Consider the following 18,462-nt stretch of genomic DNA (forward strand, 5'->3'; position numbering starts at 1 on the left):
CCCCATTCGCGATAGGTGTGACCTCCGGATGCTACTCGCCCACCCCCTTGGGGGCCGCGAGCAGGTCGGTGTTGGTCCTCCGTCCATCCTCCGGCAACCCTCCCGACCGTTCTCCGGACAGCTCTCCAGACAGTTCTTCCGGCAGTCCTCCCGGCAGTCCTCCCGACAGCTTCGCGTCCGCCATCGTGAGCACCCGGTCCACCAGCGGAAGCGCGGCGAGGTCGTGCGTGACCATCACGGTGGCCAGACCGTTCTCCCGGGTGAGGCCGGCCAGCAGCGAGACGATCCGCGTGCCGCGCTCGTGGTCGAGCGCGCTGGTGGGCTCGTCCACCAGCAGCACCTCGGGCCGGTTCATCAACGCGCGGGCGATGTTGACGCGCTGCCGCTCGCCGCCCGACAGCTGGTGCGGCCGCTTGTGCTCCTTGTCCGCCATGTCCACCGCGATGAGCAGCTCCCGTGCCCGTACGGCGGCCGCACGCGGGGAGGCGCCGGAGATGTGCGCCATGACCAGGAGCTGTTCGAGCGCGGTGAGCGAGGCGAGCAGGTTGGACTGCTGGAACACCACGCCGATGTGATCGCGGCGGATCCGGGTCCGGACGGCCTCCGGCGCGTCGGAGACGTCGTGCCCGGCCACGGTCACCCGCCCGGAGTCGGGGGTGAGGAGCATGGCGGCCACGGCCAGCAGGCTGGACTTGCCCGAACCCGAGGGGCCGACCACGGCGGCGAACTCGCCTCGTGCGACGTCCAGATCGACGTGGTCGAGCGCGGTCAGGGTGCGGTCGCCGTCGGGGTAGGTGAGGACGACGTCGTCGAGGCGAAGGGGCATCGGGAGGGTCATCGGGAGGCTCCGAGCGCGGTCAGCGGGTCGACAGAGGTGATCTTGCGGATGGCCAGGGCGGCGCCGGCGGCGCCGAGCAGGATCATCACGGCCACGGGAACGGCCGTGGTGGCGGCGGACAGGACGAACGGGACCGCGTCCCCGGCCAGGGCCCCGGCGCCCGCGCCGAGCGCTCCGCCGATCCCCGCGCCCAGCAGCAGCACGATGACGGCTTGGGCGAGCGCGTCGCGCAGCAGGTAGCCCGTGCTCGCGCCGAGTGCCTTCAGCACGGCGACGTCCCCACGGCGCTGGATCGTCCACACGGTGAAGAACGCGCCGATGACCAGCGCCGAGATCGCGAACAGGAATCCCCGCATGAGCTGCAGTGAGCCGTTCTCGGACGAGTAGGAGCCGATGGCGGCGGGCGCGTCGTCCCGGTCCACCGTGGTGGTGCCGAGGCGCGCGTCGGCGCCGGAGAGGTCCGGATCCCCCGAGGTGCGCAGGGCGATCACCGTGGCGACGGCGTCCTGCCCGGCGGTCCGCTGCCAGTCGCCGATGCTGATCCAGGCCACGGGGGCGTGGCTGTACGAGGCGCTCCCCGCGGTCGCCGAGACGGTGAAGTCCCGCCCGAAGATCCGCACCGTGGTGTGTTCCCCGTCCGGTTTCTCGGCCAGTTCCTCGGCCAGGACGGACGAGAGGACGATCTCGCCGTCCCGGACGTTCTCGACCCCGAAGACGGCGGCGCTCGTGCCGCGCTCGCCGGAGGCGACGCGGCCCATGGAGATCCCGAGCCGTTCGGCGCTGGAGACGCCCGGGACCCGCTGCCATTCCCGCCACATCGTGTCGGTGACGCGGCTGTCCGAGAACGAGGGCGCGGAGTCCCCGGAGGTGGCGAAGACGATGCGGTCCGCGGGCAACTCCGTGATCGCGGAGATGTTCTCCCTGGCGAGCCCGGCGGTCAGCCCGGACAACATGGTCACGAGCAGGGTGATGAGCAGGACGACGGCCCCCATCAGGGCGAATCGTCCCTTCGCGAAGCGTAGATCTCGCAGTGCCACGAACACGGCGTGTGTCTCCCCGGCGGTGGTCTGGTGGTTCGGTTTCTCGGTCGGTGTCCAGCCTGGGACGGGAAGCGGGTCCGGCGCGTCGTGAGGACGAGCGGCCGCGGGTCCTCCCTTGGATGGCCCGGATTACACCTTTCGGACGACACGGAACCGGACCGGCGGTGACTTACGCTGAGTGCGACATGATGGACTTTCCGTTCCCTCCGGCGTTGCGGCTGCTCAGGTGGGCCATCCACGGCACGTTCGCGGTGCTGCTCGTGCTCGCCGTCGTGCAGGAGAGCCGTACGGTCGTGGCGGCGGGCGGCGTCCTGCTGGGCCTCTTCTACGGGACGGCATTGATCGTCGAGTCGCGGCTGCCCGACTTCGGAGGGCGCCTCCACCTGCTCCTCGGCCGGATCTGGCTGCTGCTGGTGACCCTGGCGTGGGCGGCCCTCGCGCTGGCGTCGCCGGGTTTCGTCTGGCTGGCCTTTCCGCTGTTCTTCGCCTACCTCCACCTGTTGCGCCTGCCGGCGGCCGTACCCGGCGTCGTCGTGCTGACCGCGGCCGCCGTCGCGGCGTCGAGCTGGCACGCGGGCGGGCTGACCCCGCCCCAGGTCATCGGCCCGGCGATCGGCGCGGTTGTGGCGACGCTCATGGCGCTGGTCTACAAGGCGCTCTACCACGAGAGCGAGCAGCGCAGGCTCCTGATCGACGACCTGGTCCGTACGCGCGAGAAGCTGGTGCGCGCCGAGAGTGACGCCGCCACGCTGGCCGAGCGGGAGCGCCTGGCCCACGAGATCCACGACACCCTCGCGCAGGGCATGTCGAGCATCGTCCTGCTGCTTCGGGCCGCCCGGCGCGATCTCGCCACACGGCCGGAGAGCGCGGAGGAGCGGGTGCTGGAGGCCGAGCGCGCCGCGGCGGAGAACCTGGAGGAAGCGCGCAACTTCGTGCGCGCCCTGGCGCCGCCCGCCCTGCAGCACTCCTCTCTCGCCGCCGCGCTGCGCAGGATCAGCGACTCGGCCGCGGCGCGGACGTCGACGCGGGTGCGGTTCGAGGTGTCCGGTGATCCGGTCGAGCTGCCTCCCGCCTACGACCTGACCCTGCTGCGGGTCGCCCAGGGCGCGCTGGGCAACGTCAGCCGCCACTCGGGCGCGGACAACGCGGGAGTGACCCTCACCTACCTGGACGACGCGGTCGTGCTGGACGTGTTCGACGACGGATGCGGATTCGACCCGGTCGATCCGGCGCGTACGCCCGAGGACGGCCCGGGCACCGGGTACGGTCTGCGCGTCATGCGGGAGCGCGCTCGCGCGCTCGGCGGCGCCCTCACCGTGGAGTCCGCGCCGGGCGAGGGGACGGCCTTGGCGATGACGCTTCCGTTGCCCGGGGGCAACCGATGAGCGCCGCGATCCGGATCCTGCTGGTGGACGACCACCCCGTGGTCCGTTCCGGCATCCGGGCGATGCTGCTCGGCCAGCCGGACTTCGAGCTCGTGGGCGAGGCCGCCACCGGCGAGGACGGCGTCACGGAGGCGGTGCGGCTGCGGCCGGACGTCGTGCTGATGGATCTACGGCTCGGCCCCGGCATCCACGGCAGCGAGGCCACCCGGCGGATCGTCGCGGGCGACGGCGCGCCCAGGGTCCTGGTGCTCACCACGTTCGACACCGACGCCGACATCCTCGCGGCCATCGAGGCGGGCGCGACCGGCTACCTGCTCAAGGACGCGCCCTCCGAGGAGCTGCACGCGGCGATCAGGTCGGCCGCGAGCGGGGCGAGCGCGCTCGCGCCGAGCGTCGCGTCCCGGCTGCTCGGCCGCGTACGCGCACCCGAGGGCACGCTGAGCCCCCGCGAGCTGGAGGTGCTCGGCCACGTGGCGGAGGGCCTGTCCAACCGGCAGATCAGCAAGCGGATGTTCCTCAGCGAGACGACCGTCAAGACGCATCTCGTGCGCATCTACGCCAAGCTCGGCGTCGACTCCCGCACGGCGGCGGTCGCGGTCGCCACCCGTCGCGGGCTCATCCGCCCGTCCTGATGATGTTTGCCCGTTATGCGAAGCTGTGCTGATGAACTCCCGTCCCCCGGAACCCGTGCTCGGCCCTCCACTGCGCTTCGCGACGGAACTGGTCGCCTGGGTGGCCACGCCGTGGGCGCTATGGGGCCACTCGGCGATGCTCGCGGTCGTGTCGGTGGTGGTGTTGATCGGGCTTCCCACGGTGTTCTCCACGCCCGGAGACAAGGCACAGGTGGTCGTCCCGGTGCCGGGTCCGGTCACGATCGCGCTCGTGCTGCTGCAGTTCGCGGCCGCGCTCGCCTCGTCGTGGACGGCCTGGCATCCGCTGGCGGGCGCGCTGGTCACGGTGCTGGTGGCCGCCGCGGCCGTCGCGGAGCTGCCCCGCTGGAAGTGGCTGCTGACCGTACGCCGATGACCCCGCCCGGCGGTCGGTGTGGCCGACGCCAAGCGAGCGAGTAACGCGCGGGCCGACCGTACGTTTGGTTGAAAGTTTCAGGATGTCGCGGACGCGTCCATGGGCCCCGGCCGGGGCGGACGCGCTGCTCGCGGGTGTGGCGCCCGCGCTCCAGCCCGCATGCGGCGGCCGTCGTGCTTGACCGGTCCCTGTACGGGGGAGTGTGCCCTGCCTATGGTCGGTGGGAGCGCTCCCAAGCGCAGTGACCATGTCGCCAGGAGGACCCCCGCAATGAGATTCACCCCCCGATCCGGAGCGGCGCGCTCCCTGGTACGGCGCGGCCTCGTCGCCGTGTCCGTGCTCGCGCTCGGCTCCACGATGGCTGTGGCCGCCGCCACGTCGGCGAGCGCCGCCGTCGCGTGCAGCGTCACGTACTCGACGAACGAATGGACGTCGGCCCCCGGCAACGGCGGCTTCACGGCCAACCTCACGATCACGAACGTGGGCGACGCGGTCGACGGCTGGACCTTCGCCTTTACGTTCCCGAACTCCGGTCAGAAGGTGACCCTGCCCGGCTGGAGCGCCAACTGGTCGCAGAGTGGCACGAAGGTGACCGCCACCAACCTGGACTGGAACAAGAGCCTCGCCCCGGGCGCTTCGACCAGCATCGGCTTCAACGGCACCTGGTCGGGGAGCAACCCCACGCCCCCGTCGTTCTCGCTCAACGGCGTGACCTGCAACGGCACCTCGTCGCCGAGCCCGAGCGCCTCGCCGTCCGCGTCTCCGTCGGCCAGCCCCTCGGCGTCGCCGTCCGCTTCTCCCTCGTCCTCACCCTCGTCCTCACCCTCGCCCTCGCCGAGCGCGTCGCCCAGCGCCCCGCCCGGCAGCCATGTGGACAACCCGTACGCCGGGGCGACCGGGTACGTGAACCCGGACTGGTCGGCGAAGGCCGCGTCCGAGCCGGGCGGTTCGAAGGTCGCCAACGTCTCGACCGCCGTCTGGCTGGACCGGATCGCCGCCATCACCTCGGGCTCCGCGGGCGACAACCACATGGGCCTGCGCGATCACCTGGACGAGGCCGTGCGGCAGGACGCGGCGAACGGCAGCGCGCCGCTGACGGTCGAGGTCGTGATCTACAACCTGCCCAACCGCGACTGCTCGGCGCTCGCCTCCAACGGTGAGCTGCTGATCGCAGAGAACGGTCTAAACAGGTACAAGACCGAGTACATCGACCCGATCGCGGCCATCATGGCGGATCCGAAGTACAAGAACCTGCGCATCGTGTCGATCGTCGAGATCGACTCGCTGCCGAACCTGATCACCAACCTCAACGTCGCCAAGTGCTCCGAGGCCAAGTCGACCGGTGCGTACGTCCAGGGCGTCCAGTACGCCCTGAACAAGCTGCACGCGATCTCCAACGTCTACACGTACGTGGACGCCGGGCACCACGGATGGCTGGGCTGGGACACCAACCTCGGTCCTTCCGCCGACCTGTTCGCTGAGACCGCCCGCGGCACCACCGCCGGCTACGCGAGTGTGGACGGCTTCATCACCAACACCGCCAACTACTCCGCGCTGACCGAGCCGTACTACACCATCGACACCAAGGTCAACGGCACCAGCGTCCGCCAGTCCAGGTGGGTGGACTGGAACCAGTACGTGGACGAGCTGTCCTACGCCCAGGCGTTCCGCAACACGCTGATCTCGAAGGGTTTCCCGTCCACGCTCGGCATGCTCATCGACACCTCGCGCAACGGTTGGGGTGGCACCGCGCGTCCGACCAAGGCGAGCACCTCGACCGACGTGAACACCTTCGTCGACGAGTCCCGCATCGACCGCAGGATCCACGCCGGCAACTGGTGCAACCAGAGTGGCGCCGGCCTCGGCGAGCGTCCGAAGGCCAACCCGGCCGCCGGCCTCGACGCCTACGTCTGGATCAAGCCGCCGGGCGAGTCCGACGGCTCCAGCTCGGCGATCCCGAACGACGAGGGCAAGGGCTTCGACCGGATGTGCGACCCCACATACACCGGCAACGAGCGCAACGGCAACAACCGGACCGGCGCGCTGGCCAACGCTCCCGTCTCGGGTCACTGGTTCTCGTCCCAGTTCCAGGAGCTGCTCAGGAACGCCTACCCGCCCCTCTCGTGAACCCCGTTTGAGCCCCGTTTGAGCCCCGTTTGAGGCGCTTCCGAGGCGCTTCCGAGGCGCATGCGAGGCGTGCCTGAGGGCGTGTCACATCCAGCGGGCCCTGCCGGTTCTCCGGCGGGGCCCGCACCCTTGTGCATGACGGCGGTCCATGCCGCCCGCGGCCTGGCCGTACGTACCCATGGCCTGGCTGGAGGCGCCCGGGGCCCGCCGTTTCAGGCGCGTGGCCAGACCGTACGGACACCTGGCCTCGTGCGGGCGCGCGGACCCGAAGAGTCTCAGTGCCGGTGCGAGCCGGTGTTCTTCACGATGAGCGTGACGCCGAGAACGATCGCGCCGATGATGAGGATCCACTTCAGGGCGCTGAAGACCAGGCCGACGATGGAGCCGATGAGGAAGAGGCCGACCACGACGAGCGCGGCGATCAGAAGAATGCGTCCCATGTCTCGAACGCTATGCCGTCCCGGTTGGGAATTCGCCCGGTCAGAGGGAACTTCAGGGACAACTCAGGGGATGCCCGGGGGCATCTCAGGGGCAGGCCGCGCTCGGGTGGCCCAGTGGTGTACGGCTCTGTGACGGTTCTGCCGTGGTGGCTGTTGTGGTGGCTGCCGGGTCAGCCGACTTGCGGCACCGCGCGTACCCATCCCCGGTCTTCCGCCAGGAAGCCGGACATGGTCAGCCCCGCCGCATCGAGCTCGGCCGCGAGGAAGTCGTCCTCGAGGCGCCTGCTCACGAAGGCGTGGGTCCATCGCCGGTCGCCGACCGTGTACTCCATGGTGGCGTTGAGAAGGTGGGGTTCCGGCCGCTCGACATGCGTCAACCGCATTACGTGGCCGTCCCCGACGACCCGTTCGACAACGGCGACGGTGTCGTACCACTCCGGCAGCTTGCGCTGGAGAATCACGCATCCGTCGTCGGCCACGTGATCCCGGCAGGTGCGAAGGAACGCCCGGCGGAGTTCGTCGTCGGGCGTCTCGATCACGAAGGACATGAGCAGGACGACGTCGAACTTGCGCGGAAGTGACAGCGTCTGGATGGGGGACCGAACTGTCTCGGCTCCCTTGATGTGGGCGAGCATCTCGGGCGACTCGTCCACCGCGACCACCTCGTGCCCAAGTGCCAGGAGGGGGTGGGTGATCCGCCCTGCCCCCGAGCCCAGTTCAAGGATCGAGGCCGCCTCGGGGATCGCCGCGTGGACGAATTCAGGCTCGCCGTTCGGCGTCAACATCGCGTAGTAGTCAACGGCGCAGCCGTCTGGCGTGATCGTCCCGGGCCCGGTGCCGTGGTTCAGCGGTTGAGAAGTCATGGTCATCATCCTGGAGGACGGATTCCGAATCTGGCGCTTCCCGTACGGATCACCTTTGTGCCTCGACCTGTCTCATGCCGCGCCCGCCTGTCTCATGCCGCGCCCGCCTGTCTCATGCCGCGCCCGCGGTTCCTCTTTCTCATGCCGCGCCCGCGTCGTGGGCGGCAGCCCTCCGCTGTCGAAGGTCGGCGACGCATCGGTCGTCCTGATGCGTTCCCGGGCATCCCGGCGCCAACGCTGACCGGCTGACTCGGCTCTTACGGCCGTGGACGGCCCTGTACGAGGTCCGGCACGCGCACCGGGCATCGGGCGCGGATGGCGGGGCGGGTGCCGGGCGTGGTCACCGGGCATGGGCACTGGCGGCGGTACGGGTGCTGACGCCGGGCCCTGGTCCGATATTTCCTGAAATTTGATATCGATATTCGCCTCGAAATTCTTTGCGAATTCGACTTGATTAGCGCCGCCACCTTCGGCATTATTCATACAGGCGTTCTAATCGCGATCGGGGGTGGGTATGAATCAGCTCTTCGAGCCCGCCGGGTTCTTTCCGGAGGAGTTGTCGGACTGCGACGAGTCCCACCCCCGTGATGCTGACTGGTGGGGGCGCGCCGCAACCCCCGGGTCAGCCCAAACGGGCGAATCGCCCCGTAGTGCCGCCATGTTTACGATTGACGACTTTCTCCCCGATGCAGGGTCTACGAATTTAGGCGGGGATGGTTCGACTCCGGCTCGCGCGAGTGGTTGCGCAGCGTGATCGAAGGCGTTGGTTGCTCGTGTTGCGGAAGCCGTAGGCGCAGCGCGCTTCGAGCTTGATCACCCGGTTGGTGCCCTCGCTCTTGGCGTTGGTGATGCCGGTGAGGAGGAACGCCTCGATCTGTGGCCACCAGGCGGCGATGGTCTCGGCGAGGGTGACGAGTTCGGGCAGGTAGGCGTGGTCGGCGCACCAGACGTAGAAGGCATGCAGGCGGTGGCTGATCTGTGATCGGGCCGGGTTGGTCCGGGCCAGGGCGAGCAGGCGGCGCAGTTTCTCCTTGGCGCGCCAGCCGGCCAGGATGTGCTTGCCGTAGGTGCCGGTCCGCTTCAGGTCACGCTCCAGGTCGGAGCGCTGCTGGTCGGTCAGGTCCTCGCTGTTGGAGCGCAGCAGCCTGCGGTGGTCGAACTCCGGGTCGCCTGCCCGGCCGCGGCGTCCGCGCATCTTCCACGTCAGCCGTCGTCGCAGTTCGGCGAGCTTGGTGTTGGCCAGCTGCACCAGGTGGAAGTGGTCGACGACGATGACGGCGTGGGGCAATGCGGTACGGATCGCCGACCGGAACACGGTGCACATGTCGATCGCCACGTGCGTGACGGCGTTTCTCCACTCGGCGGGGCGGGCGGTCAGCCACGTGGCGACCGCCGTCGAGACGCGGCCCTCGACCTGACCGAGCAGCCCTTGACCGCCCGAAAGGTCGGTGAACCCGACGTGCCATCGGTCCGCGACAAGCCGATATTTCCCGGTGGCCGGGTCGAGTTCCCAGCGGGGACGGCCCCGGCGGATCTCATCGATCCCGATCGCCTCCGTCGGCTTGGGCTGCTCGGGAAGCACCTGTGCGGCGTAGGCGCGCATCTCGCGCATCGCCACCGGCCAGGACACGCGATGGTCGCGGGCGGCCTGGGCCACCGTACGCCCGCCATCGGCCACCGCCCGCCCGCATGCGCGGCGCAGCCGGGCCGTCGTCCGCATCCCGGCACTGACCTGCGCGATCTGCTCGGTGAACGACCCGCGTGGGCACAACGTCTCCCGGCAGATCCAGCGGCGCTTGTGCCACAGCAGCGTGATCGGCTCGCCACCCACGCACAGGTCACGCGGCGAGGTGACCACGCGCTGCTTGACCTGCGTCGAAAGTACCCCGCATGTCGGGCAGGCCCGTGCGGCCTCATCGTCGGTGACCACGTGGGCCACGCGATGGCCATCGTCGCCGCGCTCCACCGCCGTGACCGCCAGGCCTTCCAGGCCCAGCAGGAGTGTCGCGTTCGAGGAGATCTCTGTAGTGTTGTGCACGCCCGTGGTTTCTTGAAGATCGGCTGCCTAGACAACAGTCATGATCCACAAGAGCCGCGGGCTTCGCATATCCGGGGTCGGCCTACACCTCGGTCGTCACTCACCGTGATCGCCTACCGAGATGCGCGGCGGACCTCCCCGATCAAGCTCGAAGAGCCCCGATGCAGCGAAAAGAAGTAATTCAACGGCGAATAATGTGATCTCGGCAAAAACCGTGCCTCCTTTCCTTGGTCGCCTGGGTCCGGACGCGGCTTCGGTAAAACCGCTGGCGGAGGCGGAATCGCCGGTGGGTGAGTCGGCGCCGGTGTCCGAGGCTCACCCCGCGACCGCGTCAGGCGATGATGACGGACGCCCTTGTGCGGCGTCCGCTTGCGCGTCCGCCGTGGACGTCGATGCGGACCCGCCCACTGAGGAGCCGGGCGATGGCGAGTCTGGGGATGGAACCTCCGAGCAGGAAGGGCCCACTCCTGGCGACGACTCTTCCCACGCGGGTCGGGTGTCGTGGCCGTTGGTGGCGCAGGTCCGGCAGGTCGCGTCGGTGCTGGCGGTGGGGGTGGTGCCGGACGCGCCGGGGGTGTGTCTGGCGGAGGCGGAGGATCTGCTGTTCGCGCGGGACCGGTTGATTTCGGCGATCGCGGCGCGGGTGGAGCGGGTGCATGCCGCGGGTGAGGCCAGGCGGGCTGGGCATGCCTCGACGCGGTCGTGGTTGCGGGGGGCGGCGGGGATGAGCGTGGCCGGGGCGGGCCGGGTGCTGGCGTTGGCGACCGAGCTTGCCCGCCTGCCGACCGTGCGGGCGCGGTTCGCGGAGGGGAGCCTGGCTGAGGGTGCGGTGACGGCGATCTGTTCGGCGACCGCGCGGCTGACGGATGAGCAGGCGGCGTTGGCGGAGCCGATTCTGGTCGGGCTGGCGGACCAGGCAACTCCTGCGGAGATCGCACGTGCGGGGCGGTATCTGCGTGCGGTGCTGGACCCGGACGGAGAAGCCGACGACGGCGAGGCGGATTATCGGGAGCGGTTCCTGTTGGTACGGGAGAGCGCTTCGGGCGGGGTGGAGGGGGAGTTCCGGCTGCCTCGGGAGGCGGCGGCGCGGTTGCGGACGCTGTTGGAGGCGTATGCGAAGCCGAGGGTGGCGGGGGATGAGCGGCCGCTGCGGGTGCGGAACGCGGATGTGTTGATCGCGTTGTTGGAGCAGCAGATCGGTACCGAGTTGCTGGTGTTGATCAACGCCGAGTCCCTTCCCGACGACCCGCCCGCCTCCTCACCCACTGAGACGTCCGACTCCTCATCAGCGGGAACGCCCGCGCCTTCGCGGTCGAAGGCGTCCGACCCTGGGCGAGGCGAGGCATTCGCCCCCGACCGGCGCAAGACAAGCGATCAAGATGACACGAGCCGCGAGCAGGGCGCCCGCAGCAACGGGCAACCTGACCAGAGCGCTGGTCACGACGCAGGGCATCGCCGGGAAACTCACGACGGCGGGCGGCGAGATGAAGGCACTCGGCGCGACGCGGAGGAGCGTGGCCAGGAAGCACCTGGCCAGGGCACTCGCGACAGCGGGCAGCATGGTCGGAGCGCTGGGCGTGACGCGGAGCGCGGTCAGAGAGCGGGCGGCCGGGGCACCCGGGCCGATAGGCCGAGCGATCGGCCTGCCCGCGATAGCGAACAGCGCAAACAAGGCCAGGCACGGGAGCGGGGACAGGCACGGGGCCAGGCGCGGGGGCCGGGACAGGGACAAGGCCAGGCACAGAGCCAGGGACGGGGGCGGGGTGCAGACTGGGCGACGCCCGGCGGGCTCATCTCAGGACGCGCACTGCCCGGGCTGCTGCTCGCCACCGGACAGCTCCTGCCCGTCACCGACATCCACCGCCTCGCCCAGACCTCCGGACTCACCCGCCTGGTCATGGACGCCGACGGATGCGTCCTCGACGTCGGACGCACCGCCCGCCGCGCCACCCGACGACAACGCCGGACCATCCTCACCCGCTACACCCGATGCATGGTCGACCACTGCCCCATGCCCGCCCACCTGTGCCAGATCGACCACATCACCAACTGGTCCGACGGCGGCACCACCGACCTGGACAACCTCGGACCCACCTGCCAGTTCCACAACCGCGACCGCTACCGCAACCCCGCCCACTACCGGCTCCACCGCGCCGGCAAGGACCGCTGGGGCTTCACCTATATCGGCTCCCGAACCAGGACCCGCCAATGATGACCACAAGGTGGGTCTTCCGAACGGCGCTCCGGACTGCGCTCCCACCCGGCGGTCGCTGTGCTGTGGCGTCGGGATGGGCAAAGGAGGCGCCTCGCGCCGTCCGGGTGGTGACGGGGCGAGGCCGGGCCGGGTCAGTCGTTGGCGTGCAGGGCGGCGTTGAGTTCGATGCCGGTGCCCGTACGCGGAACGACCTCGACGGCACCCGTCGTCGAGTTGCGCCGCAGGAGCATGTTGGAGCGGCCGGACAGTTCCTTGGCCTTGACCGTGGTGCCGTCGGGGAGGGCGACCTTGGTGCCGGCGGTGACGTACAGCCCGGCCTCGACCACGCAGTCGTCGCCGAGGGAGATGCCGATGCCGGAGTTCGCGCCGAGCAGGCAGCGCTCGCCGAGGGAGATGACCTCCTTGCCGCCGCCGGAGAGGGTGCCCATGATGGACGCGCCGCCGCCGACGTCGGAACCGTCGCCGACGACGACGCCGGCCGAGATACGGCCCTCGACCATCGAGGTGCCCAGCGTGCCCGCGTTGTAGTTGACGAAGCCCTCGTGCATGACGGTGGTGCCGGGGGCGAGGTGCGCCCCGAGCCGTACCCGGTCGGCGTCGGCGATCCGGACGCCGGACGGCATGACGTAGTCGACCATGCGGGGGAACTTGTCCACGCCGTACACGGTCACCGGGCCGCGGGCGCGCAGGCGGATCCGCGCGTTCTCGAAGCCCTCGACGGCGCAGGGGCCGTGGTTGGTCCACACGACGTTGGAGAGCAAGCCGAAGATGCCGTCCAGGCTGAGCCCGTGCGGGCGGACCAGCCGGGCGGACAGCAGATGGAGCCGCAGGTAGAGGTCATGCGTGTCCACGGGCGGCTCGGACAACTTCGCGATGCCGGTCTCGATCGCGACGACCTCGATGCCGCGCACGTCGTCGCGCCCGAGGAGCGGGGCGAGCTCGCCCGCCTGCGAGGCGTCGAGCCGCCGCGTCCCCACTGCGGGGGCGTCGCCCAGGGTGGGGGCGGGGAACCAGGTGTCGAGGACGGTGCCGTCATCGGCGATCGTCGCAACGCCAATGCCGTGCGCACCCATGGTGCCGGAGTCGAGAGCTGTCATATCACCCAACGCTACCGGCATCGCCCGGACGGACGACTCCCGACTCGTACGCGTGCCGGACGGCCTGGGCGCGGTCGCGCAGCCCGAGCTTGGCGAGGAGTCGATTGATGTGGCTGCTGACCGTGGCCTCGGAGATCGCCAGCGTGGCGGCGATCTCCGCGTTGGACAGCCCTCGGGCGATGAGGACGAGCACGTCGTGTTCACGCGGGGTGAGGTCCGGTCCGGGGACGGAGGTCTCCTCGGGCAGCCGTCCGTAGCCTTCGATGACGCGCCGGGTGACGGCCGGGTCGAGCAGCGCCTCGCCGCCGGCGGCGGTGCGGATGGCGGCGAAGAGCTGCTCGGGGGGCGACACCTTGAGCAGGAACCCGCGCACCCCCGCGCGCAGCGCGCGGTCGAGGTTCTCGTCGGTGTCGTACGTGGTCAGCATGATGACGCTGGGCGGGTCGGGTTCGGCGAGGATCAGGCGGGCGGCGGCGAGGCCGTCCAGCCGGGGCATCGCGATGTCGAGCAGGACCACGTCAGGACGTAGCCGCCGGGCCAGCTCGACCGCGGCCTGCCCGTCGGCGGCTTCGCCGGTCACCATGAGGTCGGGCTGGGTGCCGATCACCAGCCGAAGCCCGGCGCGGATCATCGCCTGGTCGTCGGCGATGAGGATGTCGATCGTCTCGCTCACAGCGGGACCATCGCCCGCACGCGATAGCCGCGGGGGGAGAGCGGCCCGGCGGTGAGGGTGCCGTGAAACAGGGCGACCCGCTCTCGCATGCCGAGCAGGCCATGCCCGCCGCGGGCCGGCGTGCTCCCGTCGTGTGAGCGGTCGTATGGGCGGCCGCGTGGGCCGTCGTCGCTGACTTCCAGGCGCAGCTCGCCCGGCGCGTACGCGATGGTCACCGCGGCCCGGGTGGGGCCGGCGTGTTTGAGCGTGTTCGTCAGCGCTTCCTGGACGATCCGGTACGCGGACAGGCCGAGTCCGGCGGGCAGGGGGACCGGGGTGCCGGTGACCTCGACGGTCACGTCCAGGCCCGCGGCGCGGGAGTGCTCGGCGAGGTCGTCGAGCCGGTCGAGGCTGGGCTGCGGGGCCAGATCGTCGGGGTCCGGCGCGCGCAGCAGGCCGAGCATCCGCCGCAGCTCCTCGACGGCCTCACGGCCGGTTTCCTCGATCGTCACGAGGACCTCGCGCTCGCGGTGCTGCTCCTCGCGGAGCATGAGCCGTACGCCGCCGGCCTGCATGGTCATGACGCTGACGCTGTGCGCGACGATGTCGTGCAGCTCGCGGGCGATCCGGGCGCGTTCCTCGGCCACGGCGGCCTGGGCGAGCAGCTCGCCTCGCTCCTCGGCCTGGAGGGCGAGCACGCGGTGGCGGCGCACGGCGAGCCCGGCCCCTCCGGCGAGCGCGGTCATGACCAGCGCCACGGCGACGTCGCCCCAGGTCGTCGTCGGCGAGGCGGTCACCATCGAGACGATGTACGCGCCGGTGGCGGCGAGGCCGACCGTCGCCTTCCAGCTCGTCGGTCGTACCTCGCTGAGGAGTGTGAACAGCAGCACGAGTTGCGTGTAGAACTGCCACGCCGCGGCCATCTCGCGTAGCAGCGCGAAGCCGAGGACGTTGGCGGCCGAGTAGACGCACAGGACGGCGAAGGGGGCGCGGCGCCGGTTGAGCACGAGGACGGCGGCCGCGACGCCGGCCAGGATCCACCAGATCGACGGCCGGTCTCCGTGGAGTGAGCTCCTGCCGCTGAGCTCCTCGGCCACCGCGAACAGGCAGACGATGACCGCCACGAGCCAGTCGATCGGTGCGCGCATGACGGCTTTATATCGATAAATCATCCTTGCGGGGGACTGCTGATTCAAAGTGCGCGTTGACGACCGAACGGGTTCTGATTTCTACGGTTCCCGGCATGACCGTGCATCGCTTCTTCACCAATCCGGACACCTTCCGCCGCACGGCGGCGGGGGTCAGCCTCATCCTCGCCCCGCTCTGCCTGCTCCTCGGCATGGCCGTCGACCCGACGGAGTGGGGGGCCGAGGACGTCCTCGCCTACGCGAACAACCCGGCGGCCACCGGCGTCAGCGCGACGCTCCTGCACTACGCCTGGGTCCTGTGGGTGCCCGGCGTCATCGGGCTGGTCCACCTTGTGCGGCGCAAGGGTGTCGTGCTCGCCAACGTGGCCGGCGCGGTCACCGTGCTCGGCCTGATCAACTTCTCGTCGCTGATGATCTCCGACTTCTTCGACATCGTCATGTTCCAGCGGTTCCCCGTCGCCGAGGCCCAGGAGATCATGGGGGCCGCCATGCATCCCGCGATGATCGTCGGCTGGCAGATGCCCGGAATGATCGGCTCGTTCCTCGGGCTGATCCTGGTCGCGGTCGCGTACGCCCGGTCCGGGCGGGCGGGCTGGTGGTTCCCGGCCGGCGTCCTCGTCGGGATGCTCGTCTGGCTCTTCGGGGCGAGGTCCTGGAACCTGGTGCTCGGGCTCGCGGGCCCGGTCATCCTGCTCCTGGCGTTCGGCGCTGTCGGCGTCGCGATCCTCCGCATGGACGACCGGGAGTGGTCCTCCGCGAGATGAGTCTCATGGCACGTCAAAGCCCACTTTTAACTACAGGCGTTACAAATCAGTCAAAGCGGGGATGACATTGGTCCCGTAGCTGGAGGGGCGATGACTGATGTTCAGGCTTTTGCTCGGGGGTGCTTCCAGCGCACCGAAACGGACCGGGTGGGCGTAGAGCTGGAGTTCCTGGTTTTCGACGCGGAGACGCCGTCGCGCCAGGTGCCCATCGCTCGCGTCGCTGACGCGCTCCCGCCGCTGCCCGGCGGGAGCAGCGTCACGTTCGAGCCCGGTGGCCAGCTGGAGCTGGCCACGCCCCCGCTGCCGCTGTCCGAGGCCGTGGCGGGTCTCGTCGCGGATATCGACGCCGTACGGCGCGCCCTCTCGGCGGCGGGGCTGGTGCTCGGGAGCCGCGCTCTCGACTCGATCCGGATACCGGTTCGGCAGCTTCGCCTCCCGCGGTACGAGGCCATGGCGGCGTTCCTCGGCCTGCCGTACGGGCGGCTGATGATGTGCTCGACGGCCTCGGTGCAGGTGAATCTCGACTTCGGGGCGAACCCCCGGGCGCGCTGGGACAGGGCACACCTGCTCGGTCCGGTGCTGGTGGCGGCCTTTGCGAACTCGCCGAGGGACGGCTGGATGTCCGGCCGTCAGGCCGTCTGGCTCAACCTCGACCGGACCAGGACCGCCCCGGTGGCGATGGGCGGCGACCCGGCCGAGGAGTGGGCCGAATACCTCCTCGACGCCCGCCTGATGCTGGTCCGCGAGCCCGCGAACGCGGCCGGCACGAGCGCGCCCGGCATGAGCGGAGCCGACATGAACGGCGCGAACGAGGCGGGCGCGAACGCCGCTACCGCGGCCGGCATGTACGGCGGCGGGCGGGGGCGGGCGCCGATCGGCCCCGGCGTGGTCGCGTGCCGCGCGGTTTTGGACGGCTCGCCGTACCGGGACTTCGCCCGGGTCGCGGGCAGGCCGCCGACCGGCGACGACCTGGCCTACCACGCCACGACCATGTTTCCCCCGGTGCGGCCGCGGGGGTGGATGGAGATCCGCTACCTCGACGCCCAGGGGCCGAAGGACTGGCCCGTCTGCGTCGCCGTCGTCCACGCGCTCGTCACGGACGACCGGGCGGCGGACGCCGCGCTCGACGCGGCGTTGCCGGTGCGCGGGGACTGGGCGCGGGCCGCCCGGTTCGGCCTGGCGGAGCCGCAGATGCGGCGGGCGGCCGAGGTCTGCTTCCGCGCCGCGGTCGAGGCACTGCCCCGGCTCGGGGCGGACCCCTGGCTGGTCGAGCGGGTCGGCCGGTTCGCCGCCCGGTACATCGAGCCCGGCCGTTCCCCCGCCCTCGATCTCGAGATGTGCGGGTGATCGCCGGACGGCCGCGACGGCGTCCGCCGTGACTTCTTCCCCCCAGGCCGCGCCCGGAGTCTCCACACCGAAGGAGATCGGATGAGAGAACGGCACGCCCCGCCTCCCCCGGCAGCGGGAAAGGAACTGATCGCCGCCGAACTGGCCGCCGCGCGTGCGCGGTCGCTCGCGTACACCGACATGGAGGACGACCTGCTGGTCCGCCAGCACTCGCCGCTGATGTCCCCGCTGGTGTGGGATCTGGCGCACGTCGGCAACTACGAGGAGCTGTGGGTGCTGCGCGCGGCCGGGGGGATCACACCGCTCCGGCCCGAGATCGACGACATCTACGACGCGTTCAAGCATCCGCGTAAGGACCGGCCCTCGCTGCCTCTCCTCGGGCCCGCGGAGGCGCGGCGCTACATCTCCGGCGTCCGGGGCCGGGTGCTGGACGTGCTCGACGCCGTCGATCTGGACGATCCGGACCCGCTGCGCGCCGGGGGCTTCGTGTTCGGGCTGGTCGTGCAGCACGAGCACCAGCACGACGAGACGATGCTCGCCACGCTGCAGCTCTCGGGGGAGCCGGGGCTGATCCAGGACGGCGAGCTCCCGGCCGGACGTGCCCAGGACGCGGGCGAGACGCGGTCCGGTCAGGACGAGGTGTTCGTTCCTCCGGGGCCCTTCGTCATGGGGACGGACGCGCTGCCCTGGGCATACGACAACGAGCGCCCGTCCCATCTGATGGACCTGCCGGCCTACTGGATCGACCGCTGGCCGGTGAGTAACGGCGACTACCTCGCCTTCATCGCGGACGGCGGGTACGACGACCCGCGCTGGTGGCGCCCCGAGGGCTGGGAGTGGGTCCGGCAGAAGGGAATCCACGCCCCGCTCTTCTGGACCCGCGGTGGCGCGGAAGGCGGCGCGGGACGCCGCACAGGAAGCCACGCTGTACACACAGGAAACGGCGGCCGGCGTGCCGCGGGCGGCGACGGCTGGTGGCGCAGGCGCTTCGGCCGGATGGAGCCGGTGCCGCTCGACGAGCCGGTGCAGCATGTCTCCTGGTATGAGGCCGACGCGTACGCCCGATGGGCGGGCAAGCGGCTGCCGACCGAGGCGGAGTGGGAGAAGGCCTGCGGTGGCCGGAGGTTCCCGTGGGGGGACGCCGACCCGCGGCCGGACCAGGCCAACCTCGGCCATCGGGCGGCCCGGCCCGCCCCCGTCGGCGCGTACCCCGCCGGGGCCGGGCCGTACGGCGCGGAACAGATGATCGGGGACGTGTGGGAGTGGACCTCGTCCTGGTTCCAGCCCTATCCGGGGTTCCGCAGCTTCCCGTATCCGGAGTACAGCGAGGTGTTCTTCGGCGAGACCTACCGTGTGCTGCGCGGCGGGTCGTGGGCCACTCATTCCGCGGCGATCCGTACGACCTTCCGGAATTGGGACTATCCGATCCGGCGGCAGATCTTCGCGGGGTTCCGGTGCGCCCGCGTGGCCGGGTGACCGCCC

16 protein-coding genes are annotated in these 18,462 nt (G+C 70.7%); 8 read left to right on the plus strand and 8 right to left on the minus strand.

Annotated elements, in window-relative coordinates:
- Positions 1–31: 31 nt before the first annotated feature.
- The gene (locus tag ACQP1V_RS10395; RefSeq protein ID WP_433421399.1) at positions 32–838 is read right to left on the minus strand and encodes an ABC transporter ATP-binding protein; all 807 of its coding nucleotides are present in this window, start codon (positions 836–838) and stop codon (positions 32–34) included.
- Positions 835–1,881 carry an ABC transporter permease gene (locus ACQP1V_RS10400; protein WP_433421402.1) on the minus strand — a complete coding sequence of 349 codons (1,047 nt, stop codon included), beginning with the start codon at positions 1,879–1,881 and terminating at the stop codon, positions 835–837. Before ACQP1V_RS10400 ends, ACQP1V_RS10395 begins: the two co-directional genes overlap by 4 nt.
- Before the next feature lie 182 nt (positions 1,882–2,063).
- On the opposite strand from ACQP1V_RS10400, the gene ACQP1V_RS10405 reads away from it, so the two are divergent.
- From ACQP1V_RS10405 to ACQP1V_RS10420, 4 genes are all read left to right on the plus strand, one after another.
- Positions 2,064–3,263, plus strand: coding sequence for a sensor histidine kinase (locus tag ACQP1V_RS10405; protein WP_387413203.1), 1,200 nt, complete (start codon positions 2,064–2,066; stop codon positions 3,261–3,263).
- Positions 3,260–3,895 carry a response regulator gene (locus ACQP1V_RS10410; RefSeq protein ID WP_387413205.1) on the plus strand — a complete coding sequence of 212 codons (636 nt, stop codon included), beginning with the start codon at positions 3,260–3,262 and terminating at the stop codon, positions 3,893–3,895. The genes ACQP1V_RS10405 and ACQP1V_RS10410 overlap by 4 nt, the downstream gene beginning before the upstream one ends.
- 31 nt (positions 3,896–3,926) lie before the next feature.
- The gene (locus ACQP1V_RS10415) at positions 3,927–4,289 is read left to right on the plus strand and encodes a hypothetical protein (RefSeq protein ID WP_433421406.1); all 363 of its coding nucleotides are present in this window, start codon (positions 3,927–3,929) and stop codon (positions 4,287–4,289) included.
- Positions 4,290–4,559: 270 nt separating this feature from the next.
- Positions 4,560–6,416: a glycoside hydrolase family 6 protein gene (locus tag ACQP1V_RS10420; RefSeq protein WP_433421409.1), complete on the plus strand. Its 1,857-nt coding sequence runs from the start codon at positions 4,560–4,562 to the stop codon at positions 6,414–6,416.
- A gap of 275 nt (positions 6,417–6,691) precedes the next feature.
- On the opposite strand, the gene ACQP1V_RS10425 is transcribed toward ACQP1V_RS10420, so the two are convergent.
- From ACQP1V_RS10425 to ACQP1V_RS10435, 3 genes are all read right to left on the minus strand, one after another.
- The gene (locus ACQP1V_RS10425) at positions 6,692–6,856 is read right to left on the minus strand and encodes a hypothetical protein (protein ID WP_157570472.1); all 165 of its coding nucleotides are present in this window, start codon (positions 6,854–6,856) and stop codon (positions 6,692–6,694) included.
- 170 nt (positions 6,857–7,026) lie between these two features.
- A complete protein-coding gene (locus ACQP1V_RS10430; RefSeq protein WP_387413213.1) occupies positions 7,027–7,719 on the minus strand; it encodes a class I SAM-dependent methyltransferase in 693 nt (230 codons plus the stop codon).
- Between the two features lie 703 nt (positions 7,720–8,422).
- The gene (locus ACQP1V_RS10435; RefSeq protein WP_433421412.1) at positions 8,423–9,757 is read right to left on the minus strand and encodes an ISL3 family transposase; all 1,335 of its coding nucleotides are present in this window, start codon (positions 9,755–9,757) and stop codon (positions 8,423–8,425) included.
- Between the two features lie 496 nt (positions 9,758–10,253).
- Between ACQP1V_RS10435 and ACQP1V_RS10440 the strand changes: the two genes are divergently transcribed.
- Positions 10,254–11,969 carry a DUF222 domain-containing protein gene (locus ACQP1V_RS10440; RefSeq protein ID WP_433421415.1) on the plus strand — a complete coding sequence of 572 codons (1,716 nt, stop codon included), beginning with the start codon at positions 10,254–10,256 and terminating at the stop codon, positions 11,967–11,969.
- 134 nt (positions 11,970–12,103) lie between these two features.
- On the opposite strand, the gene dapD is transcribed toward ACQP1V_RS10440, so the two are convergent.
- From dapD to ACQP1V_RS10455, 3 genes are read right to left on the minus strand one after another with little or no spacing between them, the layout of a single operon-like run.
- Positions 12,104–13,069, minus strand: coding sequence for a 2,3,4,5-tetrahydropyridine-2,6-dicarboxylate N-succinyltransferase (gene dapD, locus ACQP1V_RS10445; protein ID WP_433421418.1), 966 nt, complete (start codon positions 13,067–13,069; stop codon positions 12,104–12,106).
- A 1-nt stretch (position 13,070) separates the two neighbouring features.
- Complete coding sequence (locus tag ACQP1V_RS10450) at positions 13,071–13,742, minus strand: response regulator (RefSeq protein ID WP_433421420.1); 672 nt, start codon at positions 13,740–13,742, stop codon at positions 13,071–13,073.
- Complete coding sequence (locus ACQP1V_RS10455) at positions 13,739–14,869, minus strand: sensor histidine kinase (protein ID WP_433421423.1); 1,131 nt, start codon at positions 14,867–14,869, stop codon at positions 13,739–13,741. Before ACQP1V_RS10455 ends, ACQP1V_RS10450 begins: the two co-directional genes overlap by 4 nt.
- Positions 14,870–14,964: 95 nt before the next feature.
- Here ACQP1V_RS10455 and ACQP1V_RS10460 point away from each other — a divergent pair, with 95 nt between their 5' ends.
- From ACQP1V_RS10460 to egtB, 3 genes are all read left to right on the plus strand, one after another.
- A complete protein-coding gene (locus ACQP1V_RS10460) occupies positions 14,965–15,633 on the plus strand; it encodes a hypothetical protein (protein ID WP_433421426.1) in 669 nt (222 codons plus the stop codon).
- A 90-nt stretch (positions 15,634–15,723) separates the two neighbouring features.
- A complete protein-coding gene (locus ACQP1V_RS10465; RefSeq protein WP_433421428.1) occupies positions 15,724–16,980 on the plus strand; it encodes a glutamate-cysteine ligase family protein in 1,257 nt (418 codons plus the stop codon).
- Between the two features lie 81 nt (positions 16,981–17,061).
- Complete coding sequence (gene egtB, locus ACQP1V_RS10470) at positions 17,062–18,456, plus strand: ergothioneine biosynthesis protein EgtB (RefSeq protein ID WP_433421431.1); 1,395 nt, start codon at positions 17,062–17,064, stop codon at positions 18,454–18,456.
- The last annotated feature ends 6 nt before the right edge of the window (positions 18,457–18,462 follow it).

Origin of the sequence: Microtetraspora malaysiensis, from assembly GCF_050947145.1 — a bacterium.
Lineage (GTDB): Bacteria > Actinomycetota > Actinomycetes > Streptosporangiales > Streptosporangiaceae > Microtetraspora_A > Microtetraspora_A malaysiensis.

Excerpts from the sequence above, each read along its gene's own strand:
- ACQP1V_RS10460 (WP_433421426.1), top strand. The coding sequence starts at position 14,965 with ATGACCGTGCATCGCTTCTTCACCAATCCGGACACCTTCCGCCGCACG.
- dapD (WP_433421418.1), bottom strand. The coding sequence starts at position 13,069 with ATGACAGCTCTCGACTCCGGCACCATGGGTGCGCACGGCATTGGCGTT.
- ACQP1V_RS10420 (WP_433421409.1), top strand. The coding sequence starts at position 4,560 with ATGAGATTCACCCCCCGATCCGGAGCGGCGCGCTCCCTGGTACGGCGC.
- ACQP1V_RS10410 (WP_387413205.1), top strand. The coding sequence starts at position 3,260 with ATGAGCGCCGCGATCCGGATCCTGCTGGTGGACGACCACCCCGTGGTC.
- ACQP1V_RS10465 (WP_433421428.1), top strand. The coding sequence starts at position 15,724 with ATGACTGATGTTCAGGCTTTTGCTCGGGGGTGCTTCCAGCGCACCGAA.
- ACQP1V_RS10395 (WP_433421399.1), bottom strand. The coding sequence starts at position 838 with ATGACCCTCCCGATGCCCCTTCGCCTCGACGACGTCGTCCTCACCTAC.
- ACQP1V_RS10415 (WP_433421406.1), top strand. The coding sequence starts at position 3,927 with ATGAACTCCCGTCCCCCGGAACCCGTGCTCGGCCCTCCACTGCGCTTC.
- ACQP1V_RS10430 (WP_387413213.1), bottom strand. The coding sequence starts at position 7,719 with ATGACTTCTCAACCGCTGAACCACGGCACCGGGCCCGGGACGATCACG.
- ACQP1V_RS10425 (WP_157570472.1), bottom strand. The coding sequence starts at position 6,856 with ATGGGACGCATTCTTCTGATCGCCGCGCTCGTCGTGGTCGGCCTCTTC.
- ACQP1V_RS10455 (WP_433421423.1), bottom strand. The coding sequence starts at position 14,869 with ATGCGCGCACCGATCGACTGGCTCGTGGCGGTCATCGTCTGCCTGTTC.
- ACQP1V_RS10405 (WP_387413203.1), top strand. The coding sequence starts at position 2,064 with ATGATGGACTTTCCGTTCCCTCCGGCGTTGCGGCTGCTCAGGTGGGCC.
- egtB (WP_433421431.1), top strand. The coding sequence starts at position 17,062 with ATGAGAGAACGGCACGCCCCGCCTCCCCCGGCAGCGGGAAAGGAACTG.